General features: G+C 71.4%; 18 protein-coding genes. 7 read left to right on the top strand and 11 right to left on the bottom strand.

The features are described 5' to 3' along the window. Nucleotides 1-44 precede the first annotated feature (44 nt). Nucleotides 45-575 carry an EF-hand domain-containing protein gene (locus ACW14Y_RS01035; protein WP_380309390.1) on the bottom strand — a complete coding sequence of 177 codons (531 nt, stop codon included), beginning with the start codon at nt 573-575 and terminating at the stop codon, nt 45-47. A gap of 474 nt (nt 576-1049) precedes the next feature. On the opposite strand from ACW14Y_RS01035, the gene ACW14Y_RS01030 reads away from it, so the two are divergent. After that, on the top strand, nt 1050-2885 hold the full coding sequence (locus ACW14Y_RS01030; protein WP_380309392.1) for a glycoside hydrolase family 18 chitinase: 1836 nt from the start codon (nt 1050-1052) through the stop codon (nt 2883-2885). Nucleotides 2886-3412: 527 nt separating this feature from the next. Beyond that, a complete protein-coding gene (locus ACW14Y_RS01025) occupies nt 3413-3739 on the top strand; it encodes a beta/gamma crystallin domain-containing protein (protein WP_380443977.1) in 327 nt (108 codons plus the stop codon). A 159-nt stretch (nt 3740-3898) separates the two neighbouring features. On the opposite strand, the gene ACW14Y_RS01020 is transcribed toward ACW14Y_RS01025, so the two are convergent. Then, complete coding sequence (locus ACW14Y_RS01020) at nt 3899-4795, bottom strand: NADP-dependent oxidoreductase (protein ID WP_456985525.1); 897 nt, start codon at nt 4793-4795, stop codon at nt 3899-3901. Nucleotides 4796-4865: 70 nt separating this feature from the next. On the opposite strand from ACW14Y_RS01020, the gene ACW14Y_RS01015 reads away from it, so the two are divergent. The 3 genes from ACW14Y_RS01015 (at nt 4866) to ACW14Y_RS01005 (ending at nt 6817) form a co-directional block, all read left to right on the top strand. Further along, the gene (locus tag ACW14Y_RS01015) at nt 4866-5480 is read left to right on the top strand and encodes a TetR/AcrR family transcriptional regulator (RefSeq protein ID WP_456985524.1); all 615 of its coding nucleotides are present in this window, start codon (nt 4866-4868) and stop codon (nt 5478-5480) included. 357 nt (nt 5481-5837) lie between these two features. Beyond that, the gene (locus ACW14Y_RS01010) at nt 5838-6185 is read left to right on the top strand and encodes a DoxX family protein (RefSeq protein ID WP_456985523.1); all 348 of its coding nucleotides are present in this window, start codon (nt 5838-5840) and stop codon (nt 6183-6185) included. 95 nt (nt 6186-6280) lie between these two features. Then, entirely contained in the window at nt 6281-6817 is a 537-nt protein-coding gene (locus tag ACW14Y_RS01005; protein ID WP_456985522.1) for an HAD domain-containing protein, read from the top strand. 99 nt (nt 6818-6916) lie between these two features. On the opposite strand, the gene ACW14Y_RS01000 is transcribed toward ACW14Y_RS01005, so the two are convergent. The 9 genes from ACW14Y_RS01000 to ACW14Y_RS00960 all read right to left on the bottom strand — a co-directional run bounded on the left by ACW14Y_RS01000 (nt 6917) and on the right by ACW14Y_RS00960 (nt 17538). After that, nucleotides 6917-7366, bottom strand: a complete 450-nt coding sequence (locus tag ACW14Y_RS01000; protein WP_380309402.1) for a hypothetical protein — start codon at nt 7364-7366, stop codon at nt 6917-6919. Between the two features lie 888 nt (nt 7367-8254). Next, nucleotides 8255-9469: an SUKH-4 family immunity protein gene (locus ACW14Y_RS00995; RefSeq protein WP_456985521.1), complete on the bottom strand. Its 1215-nt coding sequence runs from the start codon at nt 9467-9469 to the stop codon at nt 8255-8257. Nucleotides 9470-9832: 363 nt separating this feature from the next. Then, on the bottom strand, nt 9833-10192 hold the full coding sequence (locus ACW14Y_RS00990; RefSeq protein ID WP_456985520.1) for a hypothetical protein: 360 nt from the start codon (nt 10190-10192) through the stop codon (nt 9833-9835). Between the two features lie 464 nt (nt 10193-10656). Continuing rightward, on the bottom strand, nt 10657-11868 hold the full coding sequence (locus ACW14Y_RS00985; protein WP_456985519.1) for a barstar family protein: 1212 nt from the start codon (nt 11866-11868) through the stop codon (nt 10657-10659). 155 nt (nt 11869-12023) lie between these two features. Then, nucleotides 12024-13250, bottom strand: a complete 1227-nt coding sequence (locus ACW14Y_RS00980; RefSeq protein WP_456985518.1) for a polysaccharide lyase — start codon at nt 13248-13250, stop codon at nt 12024-12026. Nucleotides 13251-13400: 150 nt separating this feature from the next. Further along, nucleotides 13401-14237, bottom strand: coding sequence for a class II fructose-bisphosphate aldolase (locus tag ACW14Y_RS00975; RefSeq protein ID WP_456985517.1), 837 nt, complete (start codon nt 14235-14237; stop codon nt 13401-13403). 103 nt (nt 14238-14340) lie between these two features. Continuing rightward, nucleotides 14341-15291, bottom strand: coding sequence for an SIS domain-containing protein (locus tag ACW14Y_RS00970; RefSeq protein ID WP_456985516.1), 951 nt, complete (start codon nt 15289-15291; stop codon nt 14341-14343). 160 nt (nt 15292-15451) lie between these two features. Further along, nucleotides 15452-16378 (bottom strand): 1-phosphofructokinase family hexose kinase, encoded by a 927-nt coding sequence (locus ACW14Y_RS00965; protein WP_456985515.1) that lies wholly within the window; start codon nt 16376-16378, stop codon nt 15452-15454. Beyond that, nucleotides 16375-17538 carry an ROK family protein gene (locus ACW14Y_RS00960; RefSeq protein WP_456985514.1) on the bottom strand — a complete coding sequence of 388 codons (1164 nt, stop codon included), beginning with the start codon at nt 17536-17538 and terminating at the stop codon, nt 16375-16377. Before ACW14Y_RS00960 ends, ACW14Y_RS00965 begins: the two co-directional genes overlap by 4 nt. 296 nt (nt 17539-17834) lie before the next feature. Between ACW14Y_RS00960 and ACW14Y_RS00955 the strand changes: the two genes are divergently transcribed. Together ACW14Y_RS00955 and ACW14Y_RS00950 are read left to right on the top strand one after the other, a co-directional pair. Next, nucleotides 17835-18635 carry a DeoR/GlpR family DNA-binding transcription regulator gene (locus ACW14Y_RS00955; protein ID WP_380309793.1) on the top strand — a complete coding sequence of 267 codons (801 nt, stop codon included), beginning with the start codon at nt 17835-17837 and terminating at the stop codon, nt 18633-18635. 430 nt (nt 18636-19065) lie between these two features. Next, nucleotides 19066-20337, top strand: coding sequence for an extracellular solute-binding protein (locus ACW14Y_RS00950; RefSeq protein ID WP_456985513.1), 1272 nt, complete (start codon nt 19066-19068; stop codon nt 20335-20337). Nucleotides 20338-20359: the final 22 nt, after the last annotated feature.

Raw genomic sequence — 20359 nt, 5'->3', positions numbered from 1 at the left:
GTTGGCGTGCGCGGGGGCGTTGGTGAGGTCGGGCGAGTGTCGGGTCAGGCGGAGGTCGGGAGGAGGTGGTCGCCCGGGATGCCGGTCTTCTCGGGGGAGTAGTAGTCGCGGATGCCGTCGGCCCAGGTGGTGACGGTGATGCGGTCGCCGGCGTCGGGGCCGAAGGCGTCGAACAGCGCGACGGTGTTGGGCCTCTCGAAGCCGATCGAGGTCATCAGCGCGAGGAACCGGGGCCGTTCGATCAGCCCGTCGCCGTCGGGGTCGCCGAGCGCGGCCAGGGCGTCGGCGAAGTCCGAGGCGGTGGCGCCGAAGCGTTCGGGGTTCAGCACGAAACCCTGGAACTCCTCCGGGCTGATCACCCCGTCGCCGTTGGCGTCCAACTCCCCGAGCAGCACTTCCCAGTAGCGGCGCAGACTGTCGGCCAGGGCGTGGCGGTCGGGCTCGGGGGAGTCGTCGGCGACCGCCAGGATGCGCTCGGTCATCAGGTCGAAGTCCTCGGCGTCGAGCACCCCGTTGCCGTTGGCGTCGAACAGGGTGAAGACCAGCGCGGCGCGCCGGTGGGCCTCCTGGGCCATGGTGCTCCCTCTCTCGCGGCGGCCCTGCCTCGAACGGCGGGCCTCGGCCCCGGCTGCGCCGTTCGGGTGCGGCCGGGACTCCCACTGTGCGGGCCGGGTCCGGGGACGGGGTCGGAACCGGTGATGCGTCACCCGACAGGGTGACTGAGCGCGCTCGCTCTTGCCGTGCCGTCCCCGCTGTGCTCGCCCCGCCGCGCCGCCCTTGCCGTGCTGCCCTCAGCGGTCCCGGCCATGTCCGACATGTGGTCGTCGGCGGTGGAACTGACGGTCGATCGGGATCCGGGCACGTCATCGGGGTGCCGGTCCGGCGCACCCCGCGTCGGCAAAGGGAAGGTAAAGGAAAAGTGGTCTGAACCTCTTGACTGGTTGGTCTGGACCTTTCTAGTCTCGCCGAAGCACCCTGCGGCGGACGTCGCGCAGTGTGCGGTCACGGACTCCCCACCCCTGTCCGCCCCCACGTCGAGGAGCCCCCTCTTGCTGACTCGCTTCGCCCTGCCCACACAGAGGTTGAGAGCCGCCGCAGCCGGCCTGACCGCGCTCGCCCTGCCGCTGGTCGCCGTCGTCGGCCTGTCCACCCCCGCCCAGGCCGCCGCCGGGGCCACCGCCACCTTCGCCAAGGGCTCCGACTGGGGCTCCGGGTTCGACGGCAAGTGGACGGTGAAGAACACCGGCACCACCACGCTCTCGTCCTGGACGATCGAGTGGGACTTCCCCGCCGGCACCAGCGTCGCCTCCGCCTGGGACGCCACCGTCACCAGCACCGGCAACCACTGGACCGCCAAGGACAAGGGCTGGAACGGCACCCTCGCCCCCGGTGCCTCCGTGACCTTCGGCTTCAACGGCGCGGGCCCCGGCGCCCCCAGCGGCTGCAAGCTCAACGGCGCCTCCTGCGACGGCACCGACCTGCCCGGCAACAAGGCGCCCTCCGCGCCCGGCACCCCGGTCGGCTCCGACATCACCGACACCTCGCTGAAGGTGTCGTGGACGGCCGCCACCGACGACACCGGCGTCAAGAACTACGACGTCCTGCGCAACGGCACCAAGGTCGCCACGGTGACCGGCCTCAGCTACAGCGACAGCAACCTCACCGCGGGCACGAGCTACACCTACACCGTCGTCGCCCGCGACACCGCCGACCTGACCGGCCCCGCCAGCGCGCCCGGCACCGTGCGCACCACCGGCGGCGACGTCGTCACCGGCGACAAGGTCAAGCTCGGCTACTTCACCAACTGGGGCGTCTACGGCCGCAACTACCACGTGAAGAACCTGGTGACCTCCGGCTCCGCCGCGAAGATCACCCACATCAACTACGCCTTCGGCAACGTCCAGAACGGCAAGTGCACCATCGGCGACGCCTACGCCGACTACGAGCGCGCCTACACCGCCGACCAGTCCGTCGACGGTGTCGCGGACACCTGGGACCAGCCGCTGCGCGGCAGCTTCAACCAGCTGCGCGAACTCAAGCGCCTCTACCCGCACATCAAGGTGATCTGGTCCTTCGGCGGCTGGACCTGGTCCGGCGGCTTCGGCCAGGCCGTGCAGAACCCGGCCGCGTTCGCGAAGTCCTGCCACGACCTGGTCGAGGACCCGCGCTGGGCCGACGTCTTCGACGGCATCGACCTCGACTGGGAGTACCCGAACGCCTGCGGCCTGACCTGTGACACCAGCGGCGCCGACTCGTTCAAGAAGATGGTCCAGGCGATGCGCACCGAGTTCGGCAACGACCTGGTGACGGTGGCGGTCTCCGCCGACGCCTCGCAGGGCGGCAACATCGACAAGGCCGACTACGCGGCCGGTGCGCCGTACCTCGACTGGTTCAACGTCATGACGTACGACTTCTTCGGCGCCTGGGCGGCCAAGGGCCCGACGGCCCCGCACTCCCCGCTCACCGCCTACGACGGCATCCCGAAGGCCGGCTTCACCTCGGCCGAGGCCATCGCCAAGTACCGGTCGATCGGCGTGCCCGCCTCCAAGCTGCTGCTGGGCATCGGCTTCTACGGCCGCGGCTGGACCGGCGTGACCCAGTCCGCCCCGGGCGGTACCGCCACCGGCGCGGCGGCCGGCACCTACGAGACCGGCATCGAGGACTACAAGGTCCTCAAGAACACCTGCCCCGCCACCGGCACGGTCGCCGGCACCGCCTACGCGCACTGCGGGACCAACTGGTGGAGCTACGACACCCCGGCGACCATCACCGCCAAGATGGCGTGGGCCAAGGGACAGAACCTGCGCGGCGCCTTCTTCTGGGAGTTCAGCGGTGACACCGCCAACGGCGAGCTGGTGAACGCGATCCACACCGGCCTCCAGTAGCACCACCGCACCACCGCACCGTCGCACCACCACACGCAGCGGCCCGCCCTCCCCGGCGGGCCGCTGTCGGCGTTCCGGCGCCGAGGGGCGCGAACGCGCCGCTGAGGTGGTGCAGGGTAGATCGCGCGCCCGCTGTACGCCTGTTGAGCGGGCGCGGCGTGGCGCGTTCCACTCGTCCTCCGCACAGCGGCACGCCGGTGCGCGCGCTCCGGCGGGCCGACGTGGACGTTTTCCCAGGCAGGGACAGTGATGCGGGGTACGGTCGGTCCCTGCCCGAGGGCCTGGGCCCCTCGTCCGGCGGGCACGCTCACGGGTCCCACGCACAACTCCTGACCCGTCCGGCACGACGAGCCGCGGGGGGACCTGGCCGATACGGAGTCGGCTCGCCGGAGAATCAATTGACCGCGGTCAATTCTGACGGGATGCTGATCGAGCACGATGCAATCACTGCCGAGCGCCTCGTGCATTTTCGATCCGGTATTCGATTCGTGCGAGGAGAATTCGTGATCTCGAGGACGAAGAAGTTCATGAGCGTCGCGGCCGCCACGTTCGCCGCGGCGGCCGCGTTCACCGTGGCGGTGCCGAACAACGCGTTCGCCATCAACCACATCGAGTGCAGGGGAGGTGAGGACTTCCTGAAGATCTGGTCCCACAGCGGTGGCAGCCAGAGCGTGGACTGCTACGCCAACGCCGGTCGGACCGACTTCGGCAACTGGTGGGTCGACCGGATCTCCACCGGGAACAACGATCTCATCTACTACGACGCCAACGGCGACTCGGTGAGGATCAACCGGTGGACCGACATCACCTTCCCGAACCACCCGCCGCAGGTGAAGTCCATCGAGATCCTGTGACGGACGTCGGACCGAAAGCGTCGCCCGGAATTCTGATGTCCGTCCGATCGCCGGATCGGTCGTATATCCGGGTGATGTGAAATTCCGTCGCGGGCGTCGGGGCATCAGGCGTCTGGTGAGCGTGTGCGGGGGTGCGGCTCCCGTGCCGACCCGAGTGGCTCACCGGACGACGAGGACCCGGCGCCCGCGGGTGTGGCCGGCGCGGCTGTCGATGTGGGCCGCCGCGGCTTCGGCGAGCGGGTACGACTTCTCGACGGGGATGTGGAGCCTTCCTCGTGAGATGAGGTCCACGGCCGTGGCGAGTGCCTCCGGCACGCTCCCGGCCGTGCCCGAGAACCGGACGCCGTGATCGGGTGCGCCGAGATCGGCGATGGAGACCACCTTCCGTGCGTCGCCGGTGAGTTCGACGAGTTCGGGGATCACGCCCGAGCCGGCCAGGTCGAGGGCGGCGTCGACGCGACCGAGCCCGCGCACCCGGTCGGGCCAGCCCTCGCCGTAGGTCGTGGCGAGGGCGCCCAGGCTCCGCAGGTAGTCCTGGTTGTGGGCGCCGGCCGTGCCGACGACGCGGATGCCGCGCTCGCGGGCGATCTGCAGGACGGCCGAGCCGACGCCGCCGGCCGCGCCGCTGACCAGCAGGGTCTGGCCCGGGCGGACGCCCACTTCACCCAGGATCCGCAGCGCGGTCTCGACCACCGAGGGGTAGCCGGCGGCCTCCTCGAAGGTGAGGCCCTCGGGCATCGCGGTCCAGGCCGTCAGTACGGCGAACTCGGCGTAGGTGTCGAGGCCTTCGCCGAAGACGTGGTCCCCGACCTGTGTCCCACGGACGCCCTCGCCGATCGCGTCGACGACCCCGGCGGCGTCCAGGCCCAGTCCGGAGGGCAGTCGGGTGGGGTGGGCGCCGAGGACCTGGCCTTCGCGGATCCGCCAGTCGACGGGGTTCACGCCCGCGGCGCGGACGGCTATCCGGACCTGGCCGGGCCCAGGGCGGGGCTCGTCGGTGTCGAGGAGGTGCAGGACGTCGGGTTCGCCGAACTCGGCGAAGATCACCTTCTTCATACGGACGACCATAACACTAACCGTTAGTGTTTTGTAGTTGTGAGGGCTTTGAACCTGATAGCGTGCGCGGATGACCGAGAGGACCGGGTCGACCGGGCGCCGCGAACGCAAGAAGGCCGCCACCCGCCAGAAGATCGCCGAGACCGCCCTGCGGCTGTTCTTCGAACGCGGCTACGACGCGGTGGGGATCCGCGACGTGGCGGCCGAGGCCGACGTCGCCGTCACCACCGTCTTCGCCCACTTCGCCTCGAAGGAGGCCTTGGTCTTCGAGCAGGACCAGGACTTCGAGCAGCGCCTCGTCCAAGCGGTCACCGACCGGTCGCCGCACGAGGCACTCGTCCCCGCGCTGCACCGCGAGATCCGGGCCCTGGTGCACCACTGCACCGCCGACGGCGCCGCGCCGCTCTGGCACATGATCGACACCTCGCCCGCCCTGCGGCAGTACGAGGAGGCGATGAGGCTGCGTCACGCCGAATCCGTGGCCGCGGCCATCGCCGCGGAGGTGGGGTCGCAGCACAGCACCACGGCTTGCCGGACGATCGCGCGATTCGCGATCGACGCCTTCACACTGGCCCGGGAGGCGGCCGACCCGGACGCGGCACTGGAGGAGATCTTCCGGATGATCGACGCCGCGTGGACCACCGCGGCCGCCGGTGGGCACCCCGCCAGCCCGGAGGGCCGCTGACCCCTCCGAAGGTCCGTCGCCGTGGACCGACCCGGTCGGGAGGTGGTTTGCTTCGGCAGATCGGGGTGAGAAGAGGGTGCGGTGGGCGAGTGAGAGGTCCGGCCGGCGGAGATCCCCCCTCGCCGCCGTCCGGACCCGCCCACCACGCTCAGAGCCCGGTCACCGTGACGACCACACACCGGTGACCGGGCGCCCGGCGTCCCTGGGGGATCGGCGGTCCGAGCCGGAGTCGGTGGCCCGGCGAAAAGATTTCCGGTGCTGCTGTCACATCCGGTGCGGCCGGCGGGTCAGTGGAGTGTTCGAGCAAGCGCAGCGGTTCCGCCGCTGCTCCTCCCACACGAAACCGGGGTTCCCGTCATGTCCGTCGCCTACGTCGTCCTCGCCGTTGTCAGTGCCCTGTGGGTCGGGTTCTCCGGGGTCTCGCTGGCCCGCCGGGCGGAGTTCGTCACCCAGCCGCTGGTCGAGTACGGGGTGCCGCGCTCGTGGTGGGGGCCGCTGGCGCTGGCGAAGCTCGCCGGTGCGGCGGGTCTGTTGGTGGGTCTCGTGGTCCCGGCCCTCGGCGTCGCGGCGGCGGTCGGCCTGATCCTCTACTTCCTCGGCGCGGTGGTCACCTGCCTGCGGGCGCGCTCCTACAAGACCGTGCCCTTCCCGCTCCTCTACCTCGCCCCCGTCGCCGTCACCCTCGGCCTGGGCCTGGCCGCCTGACGCGGCGAACGCCCCTGGCCGGAGGGTCCGGTGTGGCAGGTCCTGGTGAGCGCCACGGGTGGGTGGTTGCCGGTGGCGGTCGCTATCGTGCCTCCATGACCGGCTCCGTGCAGCGGCCGCTGCTGTTCCTCGACGTCGACGGACCTCTCATCCCGTTCGGCGCGGCGCCCGATCGATATCCGAGTTTCGCGACGGGTGCCCACGCACTCGGTGATGACGCGAATCCGCTCCTGAGCAGGATCGATCCCGCCCATGGCCCCCGTCTGCTGGCACTGCCCTGTGACCTTGTGTGGGCGACGACCTGGATGGACGCTGCCAACGAGTGCATCGCGCCCCGCATCGGCCTTCCCCGGCTCGCCGTGGTCAGCTGGCCGGAGCCGTCCGACACCGACGAGCAGGACGAGCGGCGCGGACTGCACTGGAAGACCCGCGCCCTGGTCGAACGGGCCGCAGGGTGCCCGTTCGCCTGGGTCGACGACGAGGTCACCGACACCGATCGGGTCTGGGTCGCCGCCCACCACCCGGGGCCCGCCCTGCTCCATCGGGTCGACCCCCGCGTAGGTCTGACCGACAGTGACTACGCGGCTCTCGACTCGTGGTTCCGCCGGCAGGTCGGAGTCCCGGGCCGGTGACCGTGAAGCGGTCGCCACGACTACCGGGCGGCGGAGCGACCGGCTCCTCGGGCTCCCACGGGAAGCCGGTGCGCGGTCGTGGCGAGCCGCTACCGGTTGCTAGCCGAGTCGCGTGAGCGTGTAGCGGTAGGTGATCTTGCCGTCCGACTCGTAGGTCTTCTCCCTGGTCACGCTCTCCTCTCCGTTGAATTCGCTCGGGTCGGGGCGGATCTCCTCATCGACATCGGCGATCCTGTCGTCCGCGTTCATGTCGTCCCGCTCCTGCAGGTCGATCGTCAAGCGGAAGGCGGCAGACTGCTGCGGCGCCGCGTCGTCGAAGTGTCGTCGCGTGGACCTGTTTTCGGGAAATTTGAAGAACTCGCCGGCCCGCATCCCCAGGTAGGTGGAGTGAGTCCCACCGAACATGTTCTCGACAGTGGGACGCCACAGGGTCAGGTCGTCCAGTGCGATCTTCCCGTAGATCTCACCCACGGGGTCGTCCGAACCCTCGCTGACGTTGTCGATCCGAACCCAGTCGAGCTTCAGCTCGTACTCCGTCACATCACTCATATTTCCGCCGTGGGATTTTCAGAGAGAAGATCTTGTACGAACTTTATGCAAAGACGGGATGGCTCCCTGAGTCCGCCTTTGCTCGGTCATCCTAGATTCATCGACTCCTCTCGCCTTTGAGATCCGTGCGGAGTTCACCCGTACGGGCCTGCGGAAAGACGGTATCCCGTTGAATCTTTTCGGGTCGCACGAATTGCACTAGATATGTCAATAAGCAGAGTGGCGAGGTTTTGTTCCCGGCTCATTCGTCCGGCGTGGGAGGGATTGGCTCGTCCTGGTCGCACGGGCTGCGCCGCGTGGCCCTACAGGTCGTCGGTCTGCCGGCGCAGGTCGGCCAGCAGGTCCCGTCCGTGGGGGGTGAAGTAGGCGGTGAGGAGTTCGAGTTCGCGCATGAGGTAGCGCACGGCCGGCAGTCCCTGGTCGTAGGCGCTGCGGAAGCCGGCGCGCTCGTCGGGCGTGAGGTCGTCGCGGCGCAGTTCGCTCTGACGGAACCGGAGCAGCTGGTTGGAGACGCAGGTCGCGTGGAAGGCGCGGTCGATCTCCCAGTACTGGTTGCGGGCCTCGCCCGGGCCGGCCCGCCACCTGATCTCGATCCTCGGAGAGGTCGTGGAGGAGTGCCCGTCGTCGAAGACCCGGTGCTGGAGGACGTGGAAGCTGATCGACTGGTGGGTGCCCTCGTGCAGCAGGTTCTCTTCGGAGGTCCTGAACCTTCGTCAAACCGGAACATCGGATTACGCCTTGGAGATTGAACGTGACAACCCTGGCGTTCACCGATCCGGCCGCCGAGGACGAGCACAAGCACACCTGCAAGGGCCTGAGGTTCCGTGAAGCGGTCACCACGGAGGCCGGGGGCAGGGCCGCCGCGTCGGAGCGTGACACTGCTGCGGCCTACTCCAGCAGTTCGCCCATGTGGCAGTCGTCGGCGCGCATCGGCCAGAAGTGCTCCTCGGTTTCCCAGGCATGCGGATCGAGGGCGCGCAGGACGCCCTCGGCGACGCCGTCGAGGAACTCTTGCGGGCGGAAGACCGCCCACGGCGACGAAGCGACCGGACGGCTCCAGCGGCGGCGCTCCGCACGCAGCCGCTCGTACGTCCACAGCACATGGAGCAGGGTGCCGAGATCACGGTGGAGGTAGGGCGCGGGCCGGTCGTCGTCGAATCGGTCGGACAGTTCGATCTGCCCGGTGGCGCCGTCGAGTGCGACATCGAGGTCGTACATCCATCGGCCGAGCGCCACGTGGGCGCCCTGGTGGCGGCGACCGCCCGACCCCTCGTCGTCGGCAGGCGCGAAGTCGTCGGGGTGGGGCTCCGCCATGGTCGTCAGCGGCCCGTCGGAGGTCACCGCCAGGGCGCAGCGCCCGGAGACCGGCAGGCCGACGTCGGTGAGCAGGCGTCGTGTCGGACCGTGGACGAGGCGTTCGGGAAGCTCGTCCGGCCCGAACCGCCGAACCGTGCCGTCACCGGTCAGCTCGGCGAGGTCCTCGACCAGCTCGGGACCGATCACGAACTCCGTGTCGCCCGCCTCCCCGGGCTCCGCACCCCAGGCCAGCGCACGGACCAACAGCGCGCTCTCCCAGTGCGCGGGCCTTCCACCGGTGCGCTCCCACAGCTCCGGGTCGGCCTCGCGCAGCTCCCGCAGGCCGAGCCGCACGGCAGCGTCGACGGTCGAGGGCCCGTACGGCGCCCCCTCGTCGCCCGCGGCCCGCTCGTAGTCGCCCGCCGCGCACAGCGTCATGGACTCCACCACGACCATCAGCGCAATCAGGGCGCGCGGGCTGCTGGCCAGCAGGTCACGCCGGAGCATCCCGTCCCCGTCGGGACACGCCAGATACACCGCACCGCTCGCCCCGTCGAGCAGCACGAGCACCTCCTCGCGCCCCGACGAGTACAACGCCTCGCCCAGGACGAACAGCCCCTCGCCACCCTCGACGTCGAGGCCCGCGAACCGGTCCCCGACCGCCTCCGGGCGACCGTCCGACGTGGCCCGCAGATCCAGATACGCGTAGCACCAGGACAGTTCGCCACTCGCCAGCAGTGCCCGGCTCGCCCCGTCCGTCAGACCGACCGGCCAGCCGCCGGCCTCCCCACGCTCGTCCAGTCCCACCGCTGCGCCCCTTGCCCGGCTCTTCGTCGTCGGACGAGGGTAGCCCGGCCCACCGACGGGGGAACCGGACGGTCAGCAGCGGCGGTGCGCGTCCCCCGCTGCTGGTCCTTGACCGTCCTGGTCCGCCGGACCTGCTGCCGTACGTTCCCCGGTCGATCGCGTAGCGCAGGACTCCGGGCTTCTCCCAAGCGGACATTGACGAGGCGGTGCATGTCGCAGAGGAGGCCGTCCGCAAGGCGGAGTCGGATGCCAGTGCCCCGCCCGGAGCGGCTGTTCGGGCGGGGCAGGTGAACCTGTAAGAGGAGTCGGGCAGCTCACTTCGAAGGCGGGGGCCGGGGGGATGACCTCAACGGGTGTTGATGATCAGCAGCTGATGTAACCCATTTTGACGTCGACGAAGTAGAGGCCGGGGGACGCGTAGAGGTTCACCGGGCTGGTGTCGCCCTTGGGACCGGCCCAGTCCGAGGTCCGCCACGATCCGTTCGACTGCTTGGCCTCAACACGAGGACACCTTCCGTCGGCGGCGGTGTCGTACACCGTGCCGATGACCGAGGTACCTCCATCGCAGTACTGGATGGACGCCATCCCCTCGTTGCTGAATATCGTGAAGGAACCTCCGCAGGACGCGGTCCTTGTCGTACCGGCCAGCGCAGTTCCGGTGCCGAGCGCAGAGGCGAGGAGGAACGAGGCGCCAAGGATGACACTCGATGTGCGACGCAGCATGTGTGGCCCTTTCCCGATGGAGTCGGACCGTGCGCATCCGCACGGTCTTGACCAACCATGCAGCGCCGACTCCATGGCCGGTAGACGGGATTGAGCACATCTGCCCTGTCTGGTCCTATGACCGCCTGTACCAGCGGTTCATCGTCGGGCGGCCCATCGACCGCGCGTTGGTCCTTCACAGGTTCATGGAGATCAGACCGGTGAACTGGCACTACTCGGTGGGTCCGACATGGTGATCGTCTCCGAATATCGGCGGAATCCGGCGGGGTGGTCGGTGCGGTGAAGGTCAGGTCGACGCCGGTCGGGTCGCGGCCGGCCTCCCAGGGCGTGCCGCAGTCGTGGTGTCGGCGAGGTGCTCCCGAAGGGGTTCGGTCCTGGGTGTGCCGCGCAGGCCGAACGTCCGGGGCTCGGCATGGTTCGGTCGCGAACATCAGCTCGTGGCCGGGCCTACCGGGCGTCGGCCGTCACCGGAGTACGACGGTGACGCCGTAGCGGCTCAGAAGGTCCACGGTCTGCTCGAAGAAGGATCCGTGCCGATCGGGGTCGTGTGCCAGGGCGGCTCGGGCGACGTCGGCGTGGTGCCAGACCAGGGTGAAGGGTGAGAAGACGGAAGGACCGCCGCCCAGGTGGTCCTTGACCGATTCGAGGCAGTGGCCGTAGGTGCCGCCGGGGCCGATGAGGGCTTCGCCGAGTGCCAGGAGCAGGCCGGCCCTTTCGGTGGCGTACTGCCCGTCGAGGTGGTACGTCCCGCCGGAGCGGCCGACACCGGGCCCGTACGGGCCGATGCGGCAGAGGTTGTGCCACTCCTTCCGGCCGCGCTCGTCGAACGGTGCCCACAGGTTGCGCCGGGTGGGGACGCCGTCGTACCAGACCTCCCGGACGTCGCGGGCCGCCAGGGTGGGTCGGCCCGCCAGCCAGGGCCAGTCTTTGGCTGGGTCGGCGACGGTGATGTCGACCAGGGCCCCGCCGAGGACGGACGGGCGGACCTCGGTGGCGCGGAAGTCGAAGTCGTACTGGGCCATGTGACGGCCGTTGCGGTCCAGGGCCCACAGCTCGGTCACCTCGTCGTCCGCCGACCGGGGCGAACGGAGTTCCGCCAGTAGGGGTTCGGCGGGTTCGCAGCCGATCAGGTGCAGGGGCTGGGCCGGTCGCTGCGGGCGCGGGGAGAACAGGCCGTCGATCGAGAGACAGCAGCCCACAGGGCCGCCCGGCACGAGGGAGTCCGCCCACAGCTCGAACTGCGGGGAGGAAGGCAACTGCTGGCAGCCCCAGTAGATGTCCTCCTTGACGCCGGCGCCCACGGTGAGGTCCACGCGCTCGGGATCACCGGGCGTGGGCCTGTGGGCCAGGACGACCGTGTCCGCCAGCATCCAGAAGCGGTGCGGGCCGTCGTTCGAGGGGTCTGTGGGGTGGATCATGAGCTCGACATCGCCCAGCACTCGCACCGGGTCGGTGAACCGCGTGACGGCCCGGGCCAGGACACTGTCGCGCGGGCAGCCGCGCAGGGTCAGGACCTCCCGCGGCAGCGGCGGCGGGTTCAAGAACAGCCCCTCGACCTCCGCGCACCGTCCCCAGAGGTCGCTCGTCCTTCCGTTCTCCTCGTCGTAGTTCTCCCGCACCAGGAGGTAACGGACCGGGAAGTCCCGCTCCCATGCCGAGTGCTCCTCGGACCGCACCACTGCTCTCCTGCCGACAGACGATCTTCGCTCGCACACGATACGAGTTACCGTCGCCACCGGCCTCCGAATATCGCGCTCGCGGGATGGCGCTCCCGCCGGTCAGGCCGGACCCGGAGGGCGGCCCGCCAGCCGCCCGGGCGGGCTACCGGGTTTCAGTCCTGCGGGGTGGAACCGCGTCGGTGGGCGCCCGGTTTGCGGCGGCGGATCAGGAAGGTGCCGACGACGACGGCGACGGTGCCTCCGGCGAAGGCGACCGCGACGCCGGCCCCGGTGCCGGTCGTGGACAGCTCCTTCGTGGTGGTCGGAACAGGTCGGTCGATGGCGAGGGCCAGTGTGTCCTGCGGTTCCGGCGCAGGGGCGGTGGGGGAGGGGGCGACGGTCGTGGGGACCGCCGACGGGGGTGCGGCGGAGGTCGGCGCCGGCGTGGGAGTCGCGGACGGGGGAGCAGGAGGTGCGGAAGCGGCTGTGCTCGGGTTCGGGTTCGGGCCCGGAGTAGGCCCGGTCGTCGCGGTCGGCTTGGCGGGGGTCGGAGGGGCCGAGGGGGCCGGAGCAGTCGGAGTGTTCGGCGGGGTCGGCGGGGTCGCCGCTCCGGCCGGGACCGGGGTGATGGCGATGTCGTCGACGTACAGCACCACATCGGGCCCGCCCGTCGGGGGTGTCTTCTTCTCCGGGCGCCAGGCGGGGCGGTAGATGCCGGTCCTGAAGTGCGGTGGCTCACCGCGGTGGTAGTTGTTGGCACCGCGGTGAGCGCCGACCTGGACGCCGTCCCGGGTCACGGTGATCGATCCGGGCGTCGACGGGGTGGACCAGGTGATGTCGAAGGCCCAGCGGTTCCAGTGGCCGAACTGCACCGTGCCGAGCTGGATGACGGTCTCGTACTCCTCGAAGGTGGCCAGGTCCTTCAGCCAGTGGACCTTGAGCCGCCAGTCGCCGCCGTGCACCGAGAGGGCGAGGACGGGCTTGACTCCCTCGTTGCCGGGCTGGGTGCTGAACCACTGGGCGACGATCGTGTCGTCGTCGACCTGCTGCCAGTCCTTCGGGAGGTAGTCGGCGAAGGAGAAGCGGTGGCTCTCCGCGCTCAGGCCCTTGAGGGCGAGTTCGGCGCGGAACGAGGTCCCGTCCGCCGGCACGTTGAACCGCGCGGCGGTCCCCGTCCCTCCCGGCGGCGCGGGAGCGGTGCTCACGGCGCCGAAGCCGTTGATGGCCCTGAACGGCCAGTCCTGGGCCCCGAGGGACTCGAAGTCGTAGGACCTGGCGTCTGCTGCGGCAGCCGGGGAGACTGTCGCGCCGACCGCGAGAAGGGCGACCGAGACGGCACCGGCGGTCCGGCGGGCCGTGCCGGTTGTGGTTGCGGTCGGACGGGGACGGAGCGGCGGCATGCGGTTCCTCGGGGAAGGATGGTCGGGCGGTTCGTCGTGGGCGGTCCGCGCCGTGCAGCTCGGATGCGGACCGCCTGCCTGGAAGGAGTGCCGAACCGGTCGTCCGGCCCGCGACGTTGCCCAACCGTGATCATGTGCCGCGTCGGCCCGTCAGCGGGCGGTGAGGACGCCCAGCAGCCGGGTCACCTCGGTGGCCACCGTGTCCCGGGCCGGACCGAGGTAGGTGCGCGGGTCGACGGTGTCGGGGGCCGCCCGCAGGCGGTCGGACACGGTGCGGGTGAAGAGCCGGTTGAGGTGGGTCGAGATGTTGATCTTCGTCATGCCGGCGGCGACGGCCTTGGCGAGGTCGGCGTCGCCGACACCCGAGGAACCGTGCAGGACGAGCGGTACGTCGAGCCCGGCGCGCAGCCGGGCTATCAGGTCGAGGTCCAGCGCGGCGTCACGGGTGAGCATCGCGTGGGAGCTGCCCACGGCGACGGCCAGGGCGTCGACGGCGGTGGCGGCGACGAACGCGCGCGCTTCGTCGGGGTCGGTGCGGACGCCCGGGGCGTGGGCGCCGTCCTTGCCGCCGATCTCGCCGAGTTCGGCCTCGACCCAGACGCCGGCCCGGTGGCAGTGCTCGGCGATCTGCCGGGTGGCGGACACGTTGGCGTCGTAGTCGAGCCTGGACGCGTCGAACATGACGGAGGTGAAGCCCAGGTCGACGGCCTCGTGGACGAGCTCGGGGGACTCCGCGTGGTCGAGGTGGACGGCGACCGGCACCGAGGCCGCCCGGGCGAGCGCGAGGGAGGCGAGGGCGATCGGGGCGAGCGCGCCGTGGTAGCGGACGGTGTTCTCGCTGATCTGGAGGACGACGGGCCGGCCGGCCCGTTCGGCCCCGGCCACGATGGCCTCGGCGTGCTCGATCTGCACGACGTTGAACGCCCCGACGCCGTGGGCGCCGGTGTGGGCGGGGCCGACGATCTCGCCGGTGGGTGTCAGAGGCATGAGGGTTCTCCACGAAGGCGCTGGCGGTGTGCGCGGTGCAGGGAGTCCGCGCGGGGAGGGCGTACCGGAGGCGAAGGGCGGGCCTGCCGGAAGGGAGGAGCGGTCAGGCGGCGGCGGGGCCGAGGATCACCGAGCGGGTCAGGTTGCGGGGGCGGTCCGGGTCGTAGCCGCGGGCCTCGGCGAGCAGCACGGCCAGTCGCTGGACGAGGATCAGGTCGGCGAGCGGGTCGAGGGATCCGGTCCCGCCCCCGGAGGCCTGCCGGAAGAGCCCGCCGACCCGGGCGACGTCGTCGGCGAGGCCCTGCGGGGCGGGACCGAACAGCCAGGCGACCCGGCCGGGGCCGGTGATGCTGATCGGGCCGTGGCGGTACTCCATGGCGGGGTAGGCCTCGGTCCAGGCGCCGGCGGCCTCGCGCATCTTCAGGCCGGCTTCGAGGGCGAGGCCGTACGTCCACCCCGTGCCGAGGAAGGTGAACTGCTCGGCGCCGCTCAGCTCGGGGCCCAGCGGGAGGTCGAGGGCCAGCCGGGCGTCCCGGACGGCCTCGGCGACCGGGCGCACTCCGGCGGGCAGTGCGCCCTCGGCCTCCAGGTGCGCGCGCAGCAGGACGAGCGCGGTGGTGGCGAACCGGGTCTGGACGACCGATTCCTCGTCGGCGAAGTCCAGCACGACGGCGTGGTCGGCGGCCGTCATCACGGGGGTCGCCGGGTCGGCGGTGAGGGCGGTGGTCGGGACGCTGCCCTTGAGCTCCAGCAGCAGGTCGAGGACCTCGGTGGTGGTGCCGGAGCGGGTGAGGGCCACGACGCGGTCGTAGCCGCGGCCGCGGGGGAACTCGGAGGCCGCGAAGGCGTCGGTCTCGCCGTGGCCGCCGCTCTCGCGCAGCTGTGCGTAGGCGTGGGCCATGAACCAGGAGGTGCCGCAGCCGACCACGGCGACCCGCTCGCCGCGACGCGGCAGCGCACCGGTGTGGGAGCCGGCGGAGCGGGCCGCCTGTGTCCAGGTCGCGGGCTGCGAGGCGATCTCGACCGAGGTGCGGGAGGTTTCGAAGGTGGTCATGCGGGGTCCTTGCGGTGAGAGAGGGGAGGAGGGGGCCGAGCGGGCGGAGCCGGTGCCCGGTTGTTCAGCATGCTGTTTCACGATCACTCTTTCTGTCAATAGTTGCTCGTAAATCGCTTCAATCAAGCACTATCGAGCAATACGAAGTGCGCGAGCCGCGTCACGGGCGCGGCGGGAGAGCCTCGACGACGACCCCGGGGAGCAGCCGCCGGAAGACGGCCGTGTCGACCTCGCCGGCGACCGGGCAGGGGACGGCGGCCGCCGACAGGGCCACCGCCGTGCGGAGGATGTCCGGCCAGGCCGAGCCCGCGTCCAGCCCGGCCGCGATCGCGGCCACGCAGGCGTCGCCGGCGCCCGTCGGATTGCCGGCCAGCCGTTCGGGGGGCGCCGCCCGCCAGGTGCCCTCCGGGGTGACGGCGTACAGGCCGTCGGCGCCGGCGGAGGCGACGACCGTGCGGGCGCCCAGGGACCGCAGTGCGGCGGCCGCGCTGGCCGGGTCCGCCTGGCCGGTCGCCGCGGCGATCTCCTCGGCGTTGGGTTTGACCACGTCGGGCCGGGCTTCGAGGGCCTGGAGCAGGTCCGGGCCGCTGGTGTCGAGCACGGTGAGCGCGTCGGCCGCCGCCGCCGTGCGGACGAGCTGCGCGTAGGCGTCCGCCGGGAGGCCCGGCGGAGTGCTGCCGCTGAGGACCACCACGCGCGCCGTCGAGGCCAGCGCCGCGTAGCGCCGGTGGAAGAGCTGCCACTCGGCCGAGGTCACCGACGGCCCGCGCCCGTTGAACACGGTGGCGTCGCCGTCGTCGCGCGAGACGACGGCGAGGGTCCGCCGTGACTCGCCGCCCACCTCGACGAACTCGCTCCGGATCCGGGCGGTGTGCAGTCCGTCGAGGATCAGGCGGCCGGTGGCGCCGCCCGCCAGTCCGGTGGCCACCGGGTCGTGCCCGAGGACGCCGAGCACCCGGGCGACGTTGATCCCCTTGCCGCCCGCCCGTTCCTGCGCGTCGTCGACGCGGTGGGAGGTGCGGGGCCGCAGGCTGTCGACGCTCCAGGTGGCGTCGAGCGCGGCGTTGAGGGTGACGGTGAGGATCATCGGGCGGGCGCTCCCGTCCGGTCCGCGGCCACGGGGTGGCCGGTCGGCTGCCGGCCGACGGGGCGTTCGGGCGCCTGCGCGACCGCGGGAGGTCCGGACGCCTGCCGGCCGACGGGGTGTCCGGCCGCCCGCCAGGCGGCGAGGCCGGCACCGAGGCAGGCCGCCCGGTCGCCGAGCTCGGCCCGTACCACGACGGGACGGCGCTGGAAGGTCAGGCGCTTCGCCAGTCCGGCCCGCACGGGGTCGAGCAGGAGCCGGTCCGCCTCGGCGAGACCGCCGCCCAGGACGATCAGTTCCGGCGCGAGCAGGGTGGCGGCGGTGGCCAGTGCCTCCGCCAGCGCGGTCGCGGCCCGGTCCCAGACCGCTCGCGCCACGGGGTCGCCCTGCGCGGTGAGGGCGGCCACGTCGGCCGCGCCGGACACGGGCCGACCGGTGCGCGCGGTGTAGGCGGACGCCACGGCGGCGGCGGAGGCCACCGTCTCCAGGCAGTCGGAGCCCCCGCAGGCGCACGGCCCCGCGCCGGACGGGACGGGGATGTGGCCGATCTCGCCCGCGTACCCGCCGGCCAGGAGCGGTCGGCCGTCGCAGACGAGGGCCGCGGCGATGCCGGTGCCGATGGCGACGAACAGGACGTCCTCCGCCCCGCGGGCGGCCCCCATCGCGCACTCGGCGACGCCGCCCGCGCGGACGTCGTGGCCCAGGGCGACGGACAGGCCGGTCCGTTCCTCCAGCAGGGCGGCGAGCGGGAGGTCGTGCCAGCCGAGGTTCACCGACCTGACGGCGCGTCGTCGGGCGTCGTCCACGATGCCGGGGACGGCCACGCCCGCGTGGTGCACCGGCAGACCGGACTCCGCGGCCGAGCGGTTCAGGGCGAGCAGGGTGTCCGTGATGGCGTCGAGCACGGCGGCGGGCCCGTCGGCGCGCGGAGTGGGTCGGTGCACGGTGTGCAGCGGGCGCATGCCGTGGTCGAGGACGGCGCCCTTCATCCCGGTGCCGCCGACGTCGAGCGCGATCACGCAACCGGGCGGGCGGTCGTCGGGCGAGGGGTCGTCGGGCGGGGGGTCCGCCAGGGGAGCGGGCGGGAGTACGGCGGCGGGCGGCGGCACGGGGCGTACGGAGCGTACGGAGTCGGCCGGGCGCGGGGAGGGGTTGCTGATCATGGTGTCGAACCATCCTGGATGATCGAAGTTGCGCACTGACAGCGCCAAAGATGCGAAATCCATCAAGATGTGTGAGCGCAGTATCCAGCCAGAAGGCCCGCCGAGTCCAGAGGCCGACCGCCGAATGTCGTGTGACGTGCACGGCTTGTCCGCGCCACGCGCTGCGCGACGATGCGGCGATACGATCAACTCCGCGCACACGTCCCGGGGCGGCGGACCGGCCGCCACCGGGCGGCGTCCGTTCCCGTCGGGCGAGGCGCGGTGCCGGAGTTCCAGTCGAAGAAGGGTTGCTGCGCATGTCCAAGCAGGAGCGGTGGAGCAAGCTGCTCGAACTGCTCGCGGTCGACGGCAAGCTGGACGTCGACGAGGCGGCCGTTTCGGTGGCGGTGTCGCCGGCGACCATCCGGCGCGACCTCGACGAGCTGGCCGAGCAGCGGCTGCTCGTCCGCACCCGCGGAGGGGCGATCGCGCACGGCGTCTCCTACGAGCTCCCGATGCGCTACAAGTCCTCGCGGCGGGTGTCGGACAAGCAGCGCATCGCGACCGCGGTGGCCGAGCTGTTGGGCGAGGGGGACGTCGTCGGACTCAACGGAGGCACCACCACCACCGAGGTGGCCCGGGCGCTGGTGCTCCGGGCCGGCGGGGGGCCCGCGGAGCGGGGGGAGGCGGCCTCCGGGCCGGTCTACACGATCGTCACCAACTCCCTGAACATCGCCGGCGAACTCGCGGTCCGCCCGCAGTTCAAGCTGGTGGTGACCGGCGGCGTGGCGCGGCCCCAGACCTACGAACTGGTCGGGCCGTTGACGGAGGGCGTGCTGAACCAGGTGGTCCTCGACGTCGCCGTGCTGGGCGTGGACGGCGTCGACCCGAGACTCGGCGTGATGACGCACCACGAGGACGAGGCCGGGATCAGCCGGCTGCTCGCGGAGCGCGCCCGGAAGGTGATCCTGGCGACGGACTCGTCCAAGATCGGCAGACGCGCCTTCGCCCGGATCTGCGGCCTGGACCGGATCGACGTGCTGGTCACGGACTCCGGTCTGGTCCCCGAGATGGCGGCGCGGTTCATCGAGGCCGGTATCGAGGTCGTCGCGGTCTGACTCTCCCGCACCGCCCCACGCCGCCGTAACCTGGTGCACGAAGCACCTCCGCCCGGCGGGCTCCGCTCCTGCGGCAGCCCGCCGGGCGTTTTCCGTTCCGGCGCGGGCGGGAGGGCGGTGTGCCGAATCGCCCCCGCCGCCCGCCGCCCGCCGCCCACCGCCCGCCGGCGCCGGAACGGCGAACGCCCCTGTGCGGTGTTCGTCCTGTGCAGCTCCCGTGCCCGACTCCTGCCGCGTTGGCATCGTTTGCGTAACGGGCCTGGCCCGGTCCTGCGTCCTCGTGTTTACTTTGCCCACAGCAGATGCTCGTTTATGAGCGAAACACGGTTGGATCTTCCACGTGTATGCACGCTCCGAACTCTGCGGCTGTTTCCAGACCCCCACTGGGCCGTGTCTCCGAGACCGGCCGGGAGACAAGGCGGTACTGACGATGAACAAGCGCTCTCTCGCGGCGGCCTGTGCCTGCACCCTCGGGGCGCTCGCCCTCACCGCCTGCGGCAGCGGCAGCGGTGGCGGCACGGCCTCCGCCGACAAGGACGTGACGCTGAAGCTGGTGGCCGCCGACTACGGCGACAAGGCCTCGAACAGCTCGGCCGCCTACTGGAAGGACGTGGCGGACCGGTTCACCGCCGCCAACCCGAAGATCAAGGTCGACGTCCAGGTGATCAACTGGAACGACATCGACTCGCAGGTCAAGACGATGATCCAGAGCGGCAACGTGCCCGACGTCCTGCAGACCGGCGGCTACGCGGACAAGGTCGCCGACGACCTGCTGTACCGGGCGGACGAGGTGCTGTCCGAGCCGACCCGGGCCAACCTGATCGACAGCTTCGCCAAGGCCGGCGAGGTCGACGGCAAGCCCTACGGGATCCCGTTCGTCGCCTCGGCGCGGGCGTTCTTCTACAACAAGTCGCTCCTCGCCCAGGCGGGCGTCACCGACGCGCCCAAGAGCTGGGCCGACGTCAGGACCGCGGCCGAGAAGATCAAGGCGGCGGTGCCGGGCGTGACCCCCTACGCACTGCCGCTGGGCCCGGAGGAGGCCCAGGGCGAGTCCCTGATCTGGGAGCTCGGCAACGGCGGCGGTCTCACCGACGCCAAGGGCGCCTACACGCTCAACAGCCAGGCCAACATCGACGCGTTCGGCTGGCTGAGGACGAACCTCGTCGCTCCCGGCCTCACCTACGCCAACCCCGCGACGACGGACCGCAAGACCGCCTTCGCGGACTTCGCGGCCGGCAAGGTCGCCATGCTCAACGGCCACCCCTCCCTGATCCAGATGTCCAAGGAGGGCAAGGTCGACTACGGCGTCGCGCCGATCCCCGGGAAGGCGGGTGCGCTGAAGTCCACGCTCGGCGTCGCCGACTGGATGATGGCGTTCAAGGGCCCCGGCCACAAGGAGCAGGTCCGCGCGTTCCTGGACTTCGCGTACGCCAAGGAGAACACGCTCAAGTTCGACGAGCTCTACAACCTGATGCCGGTCACCGAGGACACCCTCAAGGAGATGACCGGCAACGGCAAGCACGCGGACCTCGAACCCTTCTTCTCGCTGCTGCCGAACGCGGTCTTCTACCCGCTCGGCGACACCACCTGGGACGCCGTCTCCGCCGAGATCAAGAAGAGCGGCGGCACGGCCGTGACCGACCCGGCCAAGGTCCTGGGGGAGCTGCAGAAGAAGGCCGAGGCAGCGGTCTCCGACAAGTAGGCAGCCCGCGCACCGCACTGTC

The organism is Kitasatospora sp. cg17-2 (assembly GCF_054031055.1).
Note: the sequence above shows the minus strand (reverse complement) of the source record. Positions and strands in the feature narration are given on the sequence as shown.

Coding starts and splice junctions, on each gene's coding strand:
- ACW14Y_RS00975 (WP_456985517.1), bottom strand. CDS start 14,237: ATGCCTCTGACACCCACCGGCGAGATCGTCGGCCCCGCCCACACCGGC.
- ACW14Y_RS00990 (WP_456985520.1), bottom strand. CDS start 10,192: ATGCTGCGTCGCACATCGAGTGTCATCCTTGGCGCCTCGTTCCTCCTC.
- ACW14Y_RS00970 (WP_456985516.1), bottom strand. CDS start 15,291: ATGACCACCTTCGAAACCTCCCGCACCTCGGTCGAGATCGCCTCGCAG.
- ACW14Y_RS00955 (WP_380309793.1), top strand. CDS start 17,835: ATGTCCAAGCAGGAGCGGTGGAGCAAGCTGCTCGAACTGCTCGCGGTC.
- ACW14Y_RS00965 (WP_456985515.1), bottom strand. CDS start 16,378: ATGATCCTCACCGTCACCCTCAACGCCGCGCTCGACGCCACCTGGAGC.
- ACW14Y_RS00960 (WP_456985514.1), bottom strand. CDS start 17,538: ATGATCAGCAACCCCTCCCCGCGCCCGGCCGACTCCGTACGCTCCGTA.
- ACW14Y_RS01005 (WP_456985522.1), top strand. CDS start 6,281: ATGACCGGCTCCGTGCAGCGGCCGCTGCTGTTCCTCGACGTCGACGGA.
- ACW14Y_RS00980 (WP_456985518.1), bottom strand. CDS start 13,250: ATGCCGCCGCTCCGTCCCCGTCCGACCGCAACCACAACCGGCACGGCC.
- ACW14Y_RS01025 (WP_380443977.1), top strand. CDS start 3,413: ATGAGCGTCGCGGCCGCCACGTTCGCCGCGGCGGCCGCGTTCACCGTG.
- ACW14Y_RS00950 (WP_456985513.1), top strand. CDS start 19,066: ATGAACAAGCGCTCTCTCGCGGCGGCCTGTGCCTGCACCCTCGGGGCG.
- ACW14Y_RS01015 (WP_456985524.1), top strand. CDS start 4,866: ATGACCGAGAGGACCGGGTCGACCGGGCGCCGCGAACGCAAGAAGGCC.
- ACW14Y_RS01035 (WP_380309390.1), bottom strand. CDS start 575: ATGGCCCAGGAGGCCCACCGGCGCGCCGCGCTGGTCTTCACCCTGTTC.
- ACW14Y_RS01010 (WP_456985523.1), top strand. CDS start 5,838: ATGTCCGTCGCCTACGTCGTCCTCGCCGTTGTCAGTGCCCTGTGGGTC.
- ACW14Y_RS01000 (WP_380309402.1), bottom strand. CDS start 7,366: ATGAGTGATGTGACGGAGTACGAGCTGAAGCTCGACTGGGTTCGGATC.
- ACW14Y_RS01020 (WP_456985525.1), bottom strand. CDS start 4,795: ATGAAGAAGGTGATCTTCGCCGAGTTCGGCGAACCCGACGTCCTGCAC.